The sequence below is a fragment of the Micromonospora sp. RV43 genome (assembly GCF_001029515.1).
Lineage (GTDB): Bacteria > Actinomycetota > Actinomycetes > Mycobacteriales > Micromonosporaceae > Micromonospora > Micromonospora aurantiaca.
Genome location: NZ_LEKG01000082.1, coordinates 18,579 through 31,521 on the forward strand (window position 1 = coordinate 18,579; position 12,943 = coordinate 31,521).

Annotated in this window: 12 protein-coding genes; 2 read left to right on the plus strand and 10 right to left on the minus strand. The window is 73.6% G+C overall.

Going from position 1 to position 12,943, the window contains the following annotated elements; all coding sequences use genetic code 11:
• Positions 1 to 37: 37 nt before the first annotated feature.
• The 7 genes from ABD52_RS20140 to ruvC all read right to left on the minus strand — a co-directional run bounded on the left by ABD52_RS20140 (position 38) and on the right by ruvC (position 6,689).
• Positions 38 to 604 (minus strand): adenine phosphoribosyltransferase, encoded by a 567-nt coding sequence (locus tag ABD52_RS20140; protein ID WP_030271021.1) that lies wholly within the window; start codon positions 602 to 604, stop codon positions 38 to 40.
• A gap of 97 nt (positions 605 to 701) precedes the next feature.
• Positions 702 to 1,889, minus strand: a complete 1,188-nt coding sequence (secF, locus tag ABD52_RS20145; RefSeq protein ID WP_047892834.1) for a protein translocase subunit SecF — start codon at positions 1,887 to 1,889, stop codon at positions 702 to 704.
• Between the two features lies 1 nt (position 1,890).
• Positions 1,891 to 3,792 (minus strand): protein translocase subunit SecD, encoded by a 1,902-nt coding sequence (gene secD / locus ABD52_RS20150; RefSeq protein ID WP_200905217.1) that lies wholly within the window; start codon positions 3,790 to 3,792, stop codon positions 1,891 to 1,893.
• Positions 3,793 to 4,016: 224 nt separating this feature from the next.
• Positions 4,017 to 4,361 (minus strand): preprotein translocase subunit YajC, encoded by a 345-nt coding sequence (yajC, locus tag ABD52_RS20155; protein WP_036345294.1) that lies wholly within the window; start codon positions 4,359 to 4,361, stop codon positions 4,017 to 4,019.
• Positions 4,362 to 4,501: 140 nt separating this feature from the next.
• The gene (gene ruvB, locus ABD52_RS20160; protein ID WP_013285465.1) at positions 4,502 to 5,566 is read right to left on the minus strand and encodes a Holliday junction branch migration DNA helicase RuvB; all 1,065 of its coding nucleotides are present in this window, start codon (positions 5,564 to 5,566) and stop codon (positions 4,502 to 4,504) included.
• Positions 5,563 to 6,165, minus strand: a complete 603-nt coding sequence (ruvA, locus tag ABD52_RS20165) for a Holliday junction branch migration protein RuvA (RefSeq protein WP_047892836.1) — start codon at positions 6,163 to 6,165, stop codon at positions 5,563 to 5,565. The genes ruvB and ruvA overlap by 4 nt, the downstream gene beginning before the upstream one ends.
• A complete protein-coding gene (gene ruvC / locus ABD52_RS20170) occupies positions 6,162 to 6,689 on the minus strand; it encodes a crossover junction endodeoxyribonuclease RuvC (protein WP_047892837.1) in 528 nt (175 codons plus the stop codon). The genes ruvA and ruvC overlap by 4 nt, the downstream gene beginning before the upstream one ends.
• Before the next feature lie 184 nt (positions 6,690 to 6,873).
• Between ruvC and ABD52_RS20175 the strand changes: the two genes are divergently transcribed.
• Together ABD52_RS20175 and ABD52_RS20180 are read left to right on the plus strand one after the other, a co-directional pair.
• Positions 6,874 to 7,656, plus strand: a complete 783-nt coding sequence (locus tag ABD52_RS20175) for a 3-hydroxybutyrate dehydrogenase (protein WP_047892838.1) — start codon at positions 6,874 to 6,876, stop codon at positions 7,654 to 7,656.
• A gap of 14 nt (positions 7,657 to 7,670) precedes the next feature.
• A complete protein-coding gene (locus ABD52_RS20180; RefSeq protein WP_013285461.1) occupies positions 7,671 to 9,590 on the plus strand; it encodes a helix-turn-helix domain-containing protein in 1,920 nt (639 codons plus the stop codon).
• 37 nt (positions 9,591 to 9,627) lie between these two features.
• Here ABD52_RS20180 and ABD52_RS20185 read toward each other — a convergent pair whose 3' ends face one another.
• The 3 genes from ABD52_RS20185 to ABD52_RS20195 form a co-directional block, all read right to left on the minus strand.
• A complete protein-coding gene (locus tag ABD52_RS20185) occupies positions 9,628 to 10,236 on the minus strand; it encodes a TetR/AcrR family transcriptional regulator (RefSeq protein WP_047892839.1) in 609 nt (202 codons plus the stop codon).
• 11 nt (positions 10,237 to 10,247) lie between these two features.
• Positions 10,248 to 11,813: an MFS transporter gene (locus ABD52_RS20190; RefSeq protein WP_047892840.1), complete on the minus strand. Its 1,566-nt coding sequence runs from the start codon at positions 11,811 to 11,813 to the stop codon at positions 10,248 to 10,250.
• A 120-nt stretch (positions 11,814 to 11,933) separates the two neighbouring features.
• The coding region (locus ABD52_RS20195) for an FAD-dependent monooxygenase (RefSeq protein ID WP_047892841.1) at positions 11,934 to 12,943 on the minus strand (1,010 nt) is incomplete at its 5' end.

Here is a 12,943-nt window from a genome sequence, read left to right on the forward strand (position 1 = left end):
GACGGTCGGCGCCGACCGGCCCGACGGGCCGGCCTGGTCAAACGGTCAACAGGGCATGGACCGGGCGCTGCGCCAGCCGCTTACGGCCCTCGAGGAAGCCCAGCTCCAGCAGCACGGTGAACCCGGCCACCGTGCCGCCGGCGCGTTCCACCAGGTCGAGCGTCGCCTCGGCGGTCCCGCCGGTGGCGAGCACGTCGTCGAGCACCAGCACCCGGTGGCCCGCGGTGAAGGCGTCCTGGTGCACCTCCAGCGTCGCCTCGCCGTACTCCAGCGCGTAGGAGGCCGAGTGCGTGGCCCGGGGCAGCTTGCCGGCCTTGCGCACCGGCACCACGCCGACACCGGTGGCGTACGCGACCGCCGCCGCCAGCACGAACCCGCGTGCCTCGATGCCGGCGACGGTGTCGAACGACTCCGGCCCGTGGTACGCGATGATGCCGTCGATCACCGCCCGGAACGCCTCACCGTCGGCGAACAGCGGCATCAGGTCCTTGAACACGACACCCGGCTTGGGGAAGTCCGGCACGTCCAGCAACCGGCTGGCGACGAGCTGGGCGACCTCCGGGCCGCTGTCTCCCCGTACCCCTGTGGTGTGGGTCTCCGTCACTGTGCGTCCCATGTCCTCTCGAAACGACGACGGCGTCCGTCATGCCGTGACATCAGCATGACGGACGCCGTCGGACCGATTCCGTCCGGCCCTGCGGTCAGCGGCGCTTGCCGCCGGGCCGGTTGCCGCCGCCCCCGGCGGGACGGCCGCCGCGGGCACCGCTGGGACGCTTGCCGGCCGGCCGGGCGCCCACCTTGGGTGCGGCGCCGGCCAGCGCCGCCGCCTCCGGGTCGATCGGCGCGTCGGCGGCCGGCGTGGTGGCACGCGGGCCCTTCGGCGTGATCTCGCCCCGGGCGAGCGCGGCCCGGCGGGACAGCACCCGCTTGTTGTGGGCGCTGATCCGCGGGTCCATGTTCTTCAGCAGCACCAGCAGCGGCGTGGCGAGCAGGATCGAGGTCAGGAACGCCACCGCCATACCGACGAACAGCACCAGGCCGAGGTCCTTCAGCGTGCCCGCGCCGAGCAGGCCGGCGCCGATGAACAGCAGACCGCCGACCGGCAGCAGTGCCACGACCGAGGTGTTCAGCGACCGCATGAGGCTCTGGTTGAGCGCCAGGTTGGACGCCTCGCCGTAGGTGACGTTGTTGTTCGCGGTGATGCCGCGTGTGTTCTCCTGCACCTTGTCGAAGACCACCACCACGTCGTAGAGCGCGAAGCCCAGGATCGTGAGGAAGCCGATGATCGTCGACGGGGTGACCTCGAAGCCGACGAGCGAGTAGATGCCCGCGGTGAGGACCAGGTTGGTCAGCAGCGAGACGATGGCGGCGACCGCCATCCGCCACTCGAAGCGCAGCACCAGGTAGATCGACACCACCGCGATGAAGATCACCAGACCGAGGAAGGCGCGCGAGGTGACCTGGCTGCCCCAGGCCTCGGAGACCTGGCTGCCACTGATCTGGTCGGCCTGGATGCCGAACTCCTGCGCCATCGCGGTCTTGGCCGCGTTGGCCTGCTCGGCGGAGAGCTGCCCGGTACGCATCTCGTAGAACTCGCCGCTGGTGCCGCCGACCTTCTGCGCGCTGACCACCTCGACGCCGGGCGCCTCGTCGGCCAGCACCTCATCGACGACCTGCTCGGCGCGGTCCAGGGTGCCGACGCTGGCCGGCACCTGGAACGAGTTGCCGCCTGCGAACTCGATGCCCAGCTTGAAGCCGCTGATCGCGAAGCTCAGCACGGCGATCAGCATGAGCACGCCGGCGACGCCGAACCACAGCTTGCGCCGCCCGACGATGTTGAGATCCGCCTCGCCCCGGTAGAGCCGGGCGGCCAGACCGCTCTTAGCCATCTCAGGCCTCCTTCACACGCGGGTTGCGGGCGGTGCCCGGCTCGGCCGACCGGGCCGGCAGCGCCCGGCCCAGACCGCTGACCCGCGGCGACAGGAACGCCCGGGTCCGGGCGAACATCGTCATGATCGGGTGGCGGAAGAGGAACACGACGACCAGGTCGAGCACGGTCGCCAGGCCGAGCGCGAAGGCGAAGCCCTTCACCGCGCCGACCGACACGATGTAGAGCACCACCGCCGACATCAGCGTGATCGCGTTCGCCGAGATGATCGTCCGGCGGGCGCGGATCCAGGCGCGCGGCACCGCGCTCCGTGGACTGCGGCCCTCCCGGATCTCGTCCTTCAATCGTTCGAAGTAGATGACGAACGAATCCGCCGCGACGCCCAGCGAGACGATCATGCCGGCGATGCCGGCGAGCGTGAGCGTGAAGCCGATCGACCGGCCGAGCACCACGAGCGCGCCGAACACCAGCAGCGCGGAGAGCACCAGGCTCAGGAAGATGACCGAGCCGAGCAGCCGGTAGTAGAAGAACGAGTAGATGATGACCAGCAGCATGCCGATGCCCGCGGCCAGCAGACCCGCCTTGAGGTGGCTGTCGCCGAGCGTCGCGGTGACGTTCTGCTGCTCCTGCGGCTCGAAGGTCACCGGCAGCGCGCCGTAGCGCAGCTGGCTGGCGAGCGCGTTCGCGGCCTTGTTGTCGAAGCTGCCGGTGATCTGCGAGTCACCGGTCAGCACGCCCTGGATCTCCGGGGACGAGACGATCTCGTTGTCCAGCACCACGGCGACGCGGCACTTGCCGTCCTGGCCGAGCGCGGTCTGGTCGCAGGCCTGGCCCTCGTTGGTGAACGCCTCGCGGGTCAGCGCGGTCCACTTCTCCTGGCCGCTGCCGGTGAAGTTGAGGCTGACCACCCAGGAGCTGGTCTGGTCGAGCTGGGCGGAGGCGTTCTTGACGTCGGTGCCGAGCACCTTCGCCACGTCCAGCAGGTACTTCGCGCCGGACTCGCAGGCGACCGCCTTCTGCTTCTCGTCCTTGATCGAGGCGGCGGGCCGCGAGTCGAGCTGGGCGCAGGTGATGGTCGGGACGTTGAACTGCATCTCCACCGGCAGGACGGCGATCTCCTGCGGGGTGAGCGTGCCGAACGGCTTGAGCTTGTCGGCCAGCGACGGGTCGGTGGTCAGGTCCGCCGGGGCCTGCAGGCCCGAGGCGGCGGCCCAGGCGGCCGCGCCGACCTTCTGCTCGACGGCCTTGCGCTGCTGCTCGATGCTCTGCGGCACCGGCTCGGCGCTGGCGCTCGGGCTCGGCGCGGCGGCGCTCGGCGAGGCCGACGGCGAGGCCGAGGCGCTGGCGCTCGGCGTCGGGGCCATACCGCCCTGCCCGCCGGCGCTCGGCGACCCGCTCACCTTCGGGCTCGTGCTCGCCTTCGGCGACGCGCTGCCCGACGGGGTGGCGGCTCCGGACGGGGTGGCGCTGGGCGTCGGCGCGGGCGCGAGCGCGGCGCCGCTGCCGTCGGTGGCCTTGAGCACCTTGCGGAAGCGCAGCTCGGCGGCCTCACCGACGTCGGTCAGGTCGCGGTTCTGGCCGGGCAGGGAGATGACGATGTTGCGGTTGCCCTCGGTGACCACCTCGGCCTCGGCCACGCCGTAGGCGTTGACCCGGCTCTCGATGATCTGGCGGGCCTCCTCGAGGTTGTCGGCGGTCGGGGGCTTGCCGTCCACCGTGTTGGTGGCCTCGAGCGTCAGCCGGGTGCCGCCGACGAGGTCCAGGCCGAGCCGGGGCTCCAGCCGGTCCTTCCAGCCACCGCTGGCGCCGCCCGAGAAGAACACCAATAGATAGAGGACGACGAAGATGAACCCGAGCACGGCGAGCTGCCGTCCGGGCCGCATCTGTCCCTGAGGTGGTGCCACGGCTGTCCTGTCTCCCTGTACGGTCGCGCCGCTTCCACGGCGGCGACAACTGTCGGGCCGGGGGTGTCCGCCCGACTGCTCCGGCGGGTCGGCACCGGAGGACGGCACGCCGGCTGGTGCGCGGCGCGGGGGCGCCGCACGGCCCGGCCGGATGCCGGCGCCGCGCGCCGACCCCAACTATCCACTTGTACGGATGAATCCGCTGCCCCGTCCGGGACGGGTGGTCACTCCTTGACCGGCTCGGCTTCCTCGGTGATCGTCTCGGCCGCCGGCGCCTCGGCGCGCTTGATCACCCGCGCGACGGCGGGGCGGGCGTACCGGGTCTGCACGCCCGGAGCGACCTCGAGCAGGACCGTCTCGTCCTCGACCGCGGTGACCGTGCCGTGCAGGCCGCCGATGGTGACCACCTCGTCGCCCGGGGCGAGAGCGGACTGCATCTGCTCTGCCTCGCGGCGGCGCTTCTGCTGCGGACGGATCATCATGAAGTACATGACGACGAAAAGCAGAGCGATCATGAGGATCGGCGTCAGACTGCCGGCTCCCCCGCCACTCGCTGCTGCGTAAAGCACGGTGTAGACCTTCCGGTTGGCCTCCACCCCGGCGCCGGAGGGCGCCGCAGCGGAAGCGGATTCTCACGTCCTGTACAAACCGCGGCGAAGTCTAGTCCCTGCTCCTGAGAAGACCGAATGCGGCACAGATCACGAACGGATCACGGCTGGTCGGTCTGCACCGAGAACAGATCGGGCCCCGGAGGGGCATCCGCACCAAATGTACCATTCGGGGGCGTACGACCCAGATGGCGCCAGGCAGCCTCGGTCGCCACCCGCCCGCGCGGGGTCCGGGCCAGCAGCCCGGCCCGCACCAGGAACGGCTCGCAGACCTCCTCGACCGTGTCCGGCTGCTCGCCCACCGCCACAGCGAGCGTGGACAGGCCCACCGGGCCGCCCCGGAACGAGTCGACGAGCGCGGTCAGCACCGCCCGGTCGAGCCGGTCCAGGCCCAGCGCGTCCACGTCGTAGACGGTCAGCGCGGCACGAGCCGTCTCCAGCGTGACCACGCCGTCGGCGCGGACCTCGGCGTAGTCGCGGACCCGGCGCAGCAGCCGGTTGGCGATACGCGGGGTGCCCCGGGACCGGCCCGCGACCTCCGCCGCGCCGTCGGCGGTGATCGGCACGCCGAGGATCCGCGCCGACCGGTGCAGCAGCGTCTCCAGGTCGGCCGGCGCGTAGAAGTCGAGGTGCGCGACGAAGCCGAACCGGTCGCGCATCGGGCCGGTCAGCAGGCCGGAGCGGGTGGTGGCGCCGACGAGCGTGAACGGCTCCACGTCGAGCGGGATGGCGGTGGCACCCGGGCCCTTGCCGACCACCACGTCGACGCGGAAGTCCTCCATGGCGCTGTAGAGCAGTTCCTCGGCCGGCTTGGCGATCCGGTGGATCTCGTCGATGAACAGCACGTCGCCCTCGGCGAGGCCGGTCAGGATCGCGGCCAGATCGCCGGAGCGCTCGATGGCCGGGCCGCTGGTCACCCGGATCCCGGTGCCCAACTCGGCGGCGACGATGTTGGCCAGGGTCGTCTTACCGAGGCCGGGCGGCCCCGAGAGGAGGATGTGGTCGGGCGGGGAGCCGCGCCGCATCGCGCCCTGCAACAGCAGGTCGAGCTGGTCGCGGACCCGGTGCTGGGCGATGAACTCGTCCAGCCGCTTCGGGCGGACGCTGGCCTCCGCGTCCAGCTCGGCGTCGTTCACGTACGCCGAGACCAGATTCTCCCCGCTCATCGGCTGCGGCCCAGGAGGCGGATCGCCTGCTTGAGCAGCACCGGCACCGGCGGGGTCTCGCCGTCGACGGTCTCCGCCACCGCGGCCACCGCCTGCTCCGCCTGCCCGGCCGTCCAGCCGAGCCCGACGAGGGCCTGGCGGACCTGCTCCGGCCAGGCGCCCGCGGTCACCCCGGCCGCGCCGTCGGCGCCCACCGGCACCGGGCCGACCCGGTCGCGCAGCTCCAGCACCAGCCGCTCGGCACCCTTCTTGCCGATGCCCGGCACCCGGGTCAGCGCGGCGGTGTCGGCGTTGGCGATGGCCTTGCGGACCGCGTCGGGCGTGTGCACGGCGAGCACCGCCTGGGCCAGCCGGGGACCGACCCCGCTGGCGGTCTGGAGCAGCTCGAACAGCTGCTTGGCGTCGTCGTCGGCGAAGCCGTAGAGGGTGAGCGAGTCCTCCCGGACCACAAGGCTGGTGGCGAGCCGGGCGGGCTGGCCCACGCGCAGGTCGGCGAGCGTGCCGGGGGCGCACTGCACGGCCAGGCCGATGCCGCCCACCTCCACCACCGCGTGATCCGGGCCGGTGGCGGTCACCGTGCCGCGTACGCTCGCGATCATCGCGTCCCTCCTCGTCGGGCCCGTTGCGCGGCCTCGGCCAGCTTCGACCGGGTGCCCCCGCGCCACACGTGACAGATGGCCAGCGCCAGCGCGTCGGCGGCGTCCGCCGGCTTCGGCGGCTCGGGCAGCCGCAGCAGCCGGGTGACCATGGTGGTCATCTGCTTCTTGTCCGCCTGCCCCGAGCCGGTCACCGCCGCCTTGACCTCGCTCGGCGTGTACGTCGTCACGGGCAGCCCGGCCCGGGCCCCGGCGAGCACCGCGACGCCACTGGCCTGCGCGGTGCCCATCACGGTGCGGACGTTGTGCTGGCTGAACACGCGCTCCACCGCGACCGCGTCCGGCCGGTGCTCGGCGACCAGGTCGGTGAGCGAGCGGTCCAGGTGCAGCAGGCGCAGCGCCAGGTCGTCCTCCGGGTCGGTGTAGACCACGTAGTAGGCCACGAGCGTGCAGGGACGGCCCGGCACGCCCTCGACAACGCCGACCCCGCACCGGGTCAGCCCCGGGTCGACGCCCAGCACGCGCACGCCGCCTCCTCCCCGAGCCGCCAGCAGTACGTGTGTTCGACACACCCTACTGGTGCCCGCCGACGCCGGGACGGCCGGACACGCCGGGCACGGGCGGTGACGCGGCGCACCACACACGCAGACGGTGGAGTATGTGTCGCCGCCCCATGTGCCAGGGGGCACCCGGCTCGTACGTTCATGCGCCATGACGGCAGAACCCGTGGCGGTCCCCCACGTCGTACACGTCGACCTGACCGGTCGCACCGCGCTGGTCACAGGTGGTGGCGGCGGCATCGGACGGGCCTGTGCCCTGCGCCTGGCAGCGGCCGGCGCGACGGTCGTGGTGCTGGACCGCGACGTGGCGGCGGCCGAGGCGGTGGCCGCCGAGGCCGGCGGCCGGGCGGTGGGGATCGACCTGGCCGACCCGGCGGCTGTGGACCGGCTCGACGTCGACGCCGACATCGTGGTCAACAACGCCGGGCTGCAGCACGTCGCGCCGGTCCAGGACTTCCCGGTCGAGCGCTTCGAGTACATCCAGCGGGTGATGGTGGAGGCGCCGTTCCTGCTGATCCGCCGCGCGCTGCCCCTGATGTACGCGAACGGCTGGGGCCGGGTCGTGAACATCTCCTCGGTGCACGGGCTGCGCGCCTCGCCGTTCAAGGCCGCGTACGTCTCGGCCAAGCACGCGCTGGAGGGCCTGTCCAAGGTGGTGGCGCTGGAGGGCGCCGCGCACGGCGTCACGGCCAACTGCATCAACCCGGCGTACGTGCGCACCGCGCTGGTGGAGAGCCAGATCGCCGACCAGGCGGCCACCCACGGCATCGGCGAGGACGAGGTGGTCGAGAAGATCATGCTGGCGCGGGCGGCGATCAAGCGGCTGATCGAGCCGGCGGAGGTGGCCGAACTGGTGGCGTACCTGTGCTCCCCGCCGGCCGCGTTCCTCACCGGCACCTCGATCGCCCTCGACGGGGGCTGGACGGCGAACTAGTGGGCCCGCGCACAATGTCGGTCATGTCGTCGCCGGTCGAGTTCCTGGAGCTGCTGGCGCGCGAAGCCGCCGCGGTCGAGTTCGAGGGCCCGCTGGTGGCCGCGCGCGCCGCCGGCCTGCCCGCCGAACGGCTGGCCGAGCTGGAGCAGGCGAAGGTGGTGGCGCTGCGGGTACGGGCCCTGCTGGCCCGCAGGCGCCGCCGGGAGACCGAGCTGTCCGGCCTGTACGACACCGCGAGCGACCTGGCCGGGCTGCGCGACCTGGACGACGTGCTGCGCGCGATCGTGCACCGGGCGCGGATCCTGCTCGGCACCGACGTGGCGTACATGACGCTCAACGACGACGAGCGCGGCGACACGTACATGCGGGTCACCGACGGCTCGATCTCGGCCCGGTTCCAGCGGCTGCGGCTGGAGCTGGGCGACGGGCTCGGCGGGCTGGTCGCGCAGACCGGCACCCCGTACGTCACCTCGAACTACCAGGAGGACGAGCGGTTCCGGCACACCGGGGAGATCGACGGCGGCGTGGGCGAGGAGGGCCTGGTGGCCATCCTCGGCGTGCCGCTGCGGCTCGGGTCCAGCGTGATCGGCGTGCTGTACGCGGCGAACCGCTCGGCCCGCCCGTTCGCCCGCGAGGAGGTGTCGCTGCTGGTGTCGCTGGCGGCGCACGCGGCGGTGGCGATCGACACCGCGCGGCTGCTCGCCGAGACCCGGGCGGCGCTGGCGGAGCTGTCCGCGGCGAACAGCACCATCCGGGCGCACAGCAGCTCGGTGGAGCGCGCCGCCGCTGCGCACGACCGGATGACCGCGCTCGTGGTGCGCGGCGGCGGCATGGAGGACGTGGCGGCGGCGGTCACCGAGGTGCTCGGTGGCGCGCTGCTGGCGCTGGACGCCGAGGGCCGGCGGCTGGCCCGGGTCGGTGAGATCGAGGAGCCGGACCGGGCGGACATCGTGGAGGCGGTCGCCGCGTCCCGTACCGAGGGGCGCAGCGTGCGCCGGGGCCCGCTCTGGTACGCCGCGGTGGTGGCCGGTGCGGAGAACCTGGGCGCGCTGGTGCTGCGCCCGGACGACGAGCTGGTCGACGCCGACCAGCGCATCCTGGAGCGGGCCGCGCTGGTGACCGCGTTGCTGTTGCTGTTCCGCCGGACCGTGGCCGAGGCGGAGGGGCGGGTACGCGGTGAGCTGCTGGACGACCTGATCGCCCGGCCGCTGCGCGACGCCGACGCGCTGCGCGCGCGGGCCCGCCGGATCGGGGTGGACCTGGACGCCCCGCACGTGCTGGTGGCGGTCGGTGACGACGCGTTCGCCGAGACCGGCTCGGCCCGGCAGCGGGTGCTGTCCTGGGCCACCACGTACGCCTCGACCCGGGGTGGCCTTGCCGCGGCGCGTGCCGGACGGGTGGTGCTGATGCTGCCCGGCCACGACGCCGGCGGTGCGGCCCGCGCGGTGGCCCGGGACCTGTCCCGGGTGACCGGCCGCCCGGTGACCGCCGGGGCGAGCGGGCCGTCGACCGGTCCGGCGTCGCTGGCTGTCACGTTCGCCGAGGCGGAGCGCTGCCTGTCCGCGCTCGGTGCGCTGGGCCGGGCCGGGCAGGGGGCGAGCACCACCGAGCTGGGTTTCGTCGGGCTGCTGCTGGGCGCGGTCGGTGACGCCGGGGACCGGGACGTGGCCCGGTTCCTCGCCACGACTGTGGGGCCGGTGCTGGACTACGACGCCCGGCGGGGCACGGCGCTGGTGAAGACGCTGGAGGCGTACTTCGGGGTGGGCGGCAGCCTGGCTCGCGCCGCCGAGCAGCTGCACGTGCACGTGAACACGGTCACCCAGCGGCTGGAGCGGGTCGGCCACCTGCTCGGCGCGGACTGGCAGCGGCCGGAGCGGGCGCTGGAGGTGCAGCTCGCGCTGCGCCTGCACCGGCTGCGCACGCCCGCCCGCTGAGCGGCCGGACCGCGCCGGGCGGACCGGCCGGCCCGGGTCAGCGGACGCGCAGGCCGTCCAGGACCGTGTCCACGATCCGCTCGGGAAGCATCCGCTCGTCGCGCTCGGGGTGCCAGCGCAGCATCCGCTGGGTGAGCATCGGCGCGGTGAGCAGCGACATGGTCACCTCGATGTCGAGGTCGGCGCGCAGTTCGCCCCGGTCGATGGCGCGGCGCAGCACCTCGCGCATCGCCGCGCGCCGGGGCTCGACGATCGCCTCGTACGCCTGCCGGTGGGCCGAGCTGCGGTTCACCTCGGGCACCAGGCAGGGCATGATCTTGCGGACCCGGGGGTCGGCGTGCTGGCCGACGGCGCCGACGAGCAGTACCAGGTCGTCGCGGACGGAGCGCCCGGCGGTGCGGGGCGCGGGCCCCTTGAGCGTGCGCAACGCGTCCAGCAGCAACGCGTCCTTGCCCGGCCAGCGGCGGTAGATGGTGGCCTTGCCGACTCCGGCGCGGGCCGCGATCGCCTCGATGGACAGCGACTCTATGGTGCTGCCCTCGGCCAGCAGGTCGAGGGTGGCGTCGACGATCGCCTCGTCCGCACGGGTGCTCCGCGGTCGCCCGGGCGACCGCGGAGCACCCGCCGTGGAAGTCATGTCAGACATTGTCCACGAACCTACGCGGTACCGGCCAACTCCCTGTCGGTGACCGGCGCCGCGTCGGGGGCGACGACCGGCCGGCCCGGCATCCAGCGCAGCACGATCACGATGCCGAGCGCGGCCACCACCGCGGAGGCGCCCGCCGCCCAGTGCATGGCCGAGACGAACGAGTCGTTGGCCGCGTCGATCAGTCGCGGCGCGTCGGGGCCGAGCCGGCCGGCGACCGCGTACGCCCCGGACACCGACTCGCGGGCCGCGTCGCGCACCGGGGCGGGCAGGGCGGCCACCGCCGGGCCGACCTGGTCGCGGTAGACGGCGGAGAGCACCGAGCCGAGCACCGCCACGCCGAGCGCGCCGGCCACCTGGCGCACGGTGTTGCTGACCGCGGAACCGACACCGGCCTTCTCCCTGGGCAGCGAGGACATGATCGACTCGGTGGCCGGCGGCATGATGTTCGCCATCCCGGCGCCCTGGAGGAAGCCCAGCGCCGAGAAGATCCAGATCGGGGTGTCCGCGTCGATGAAGACGAACGCGGCGAGCGCCACAGTGGTGAGCAGCAGCCCGACGGCCGCGACCGCCCGGCCGCCGTAGCGGCGGACCATCGCCGCGCTGCGCGGCGCGAAGATGAGCTGGGCCGCGGCGAACGGCAGGAACAGCAGGCCGCTCTCCAGCGGGCTGTAGCCGCGGACGAACTGGAGGTAGAACGCGCCGAAGAACATCACGCCCATGGCGGCGAAGAAGACCAGCCCGACCAGGGCCACCGGCGCGGCGAAGCGGGGCACCCGGAACAGCCGTACGTCCAGCGACGGGTGGTCGCTGCGCAGTTCGTGGGCGACGAACCAGCCGAGCACCGCGAGGCCGCCGAGCACCGCGACCCAGACCTGCGGGCGGCCGAAGCCGTGCTCGCCGCCGTCGATGATGCCGTAGGTGAGGGCGACCAGGCCGACCACCGAGAGCAGCACGCCGAGCAGGTCGACCCGGCCGGGCTTGGGGTCGCGGGACTCGGGGACCAGGGCCGCGACGAGCACCACGCCGAGCGCCACCACCGGCACGTTGATCAGGAAGACCGAGCCCCACCAGAAGTGCTCCAGCAGCGCGCCGCCGAGCACCGGGCCGATCGCCACCGCGAGGCCGACCGCGCCGGCCCAGACGCCGATCGCCTTGGCGCGCTCGCGCGGGTCGAAGACGTTGGAGATGATCGAGAGCGTCACCGGCATGATGGCCGCGCCGCCGACACCCATCAGCGCGCGGGCCGCGATGAGCTGGCCCGGGTCCTGCGCGTACGCGGACAGCAGCGAGGACAGGCCGAACAGTGCCAGCCCGAGGATCAGGAAGCGGCGGCGGCCGAGCCGGTCACCGAGGACGCCGAAGGTGAACAGCAGCCCGGCGAAGACGAGCGTGTAGGAGTTGATCGCCCACTCCAGCTCGCCCTGGGTGGCGCCGAGGCCGTGCACCGGGTCGGCCAGGGTGCGCAGCGCGACGTTGAGGATGGTGTTGTCGAGGACGACCACGAGGAGGCTGATCACCAGCACGCCGAGGATCGCCCACCTCCTCGGGTGTCCGGTGTTCTCGTGTGGTTCCACTGCCGTTCTCCCCCCGGTTCACCCGCGTTCGAAATACGATACGGGTCAGACTCGTAACGTTGCCGAGCGTAGGTGAGCCGGTTTCGATACGGAACGGGTTCGTATCGGATGTGTCTCAGGTCACGCGGGCGGTCCGGCCGCCAGCGCCAGCCGCAGCAGCGCGTCCCGCACCGGCAGCAGCCGGCGCACGCCGGACAGCCGCCCGGCCCACCGCGCGCCGGCCGCGATCCGCTGCGTGGGCCGCCGGCGCCGCCTGTCGTACGCGCGCAGCGCGGCCGGCACGTCCCCGGCGTCGCGTACGCAGTCGGCGAGCGCGACCGCGTCGATCAGCGCCTGACAGCCGCCCTGCCCGAGGTCCGGCGTCATGGCGTGCGCGGCATCACCGAGCAGCGCCGTCCGGCCGGACACGTAGGACGGCAGCGGCGTCAGGTCGCGGATCTCGTGCCGCAGGATCCCCTCCGGGGTGAGCGCGTCGAGCACCCGCGGCACCGGCGGGTGCCAGTCGCCGAAGAGGCGGCGCAGTTCGGCGCGGTCGTCGGGCGGAGCCGGGTGCCCCTCGGGCAACCGCACCGCGGCGTACCAGTTGGTGCGGCCCGGCCCGGCCGGGGTGAGGCCGAACTTGCGCCCCCGCCCCCAGGTCTCGCCGCCCTCGGCCAGGTCCAGGTCGACCACGCCGCGCCAGGCCACCGCGCCCGCGTACCGCAGCGGGTACCGCTGCCCGTACATCTGTGCGCGCACCACGCTGTTGATCCCGTCCGCGCCCACCACCAGGTCGTACGCGTCGAGCAGCGGCCCCGGGCCGGTCACCGGTACGCCGAGGCGCAGCGCCGGGCCGGGCAGCGCGCCGGCCAGGACGGCGAGCAGCACCGGGCGGGTGACCAGGTGCACCGGCTCGCCGTGCCGGCGTTCCAGCCGCTCGACGTCGATGGTGGCGATCCGGCTGCCGTCGGGGCGCCGGATCGACCCCCCGGCCTGACGGCTGCCCCGGCGTCGCACCTCGTCGCCGACGCCGAGGACGTCCAGTGCGCGCATCGCGGCGGGCCAGATGCCGAGCCCGGTGCCGCTGTCCGGCAAGGCGGCCGACCGCTCCAGGACCGTCACCTCCCAGCCCGCCGCCCGCAGGCCGACTG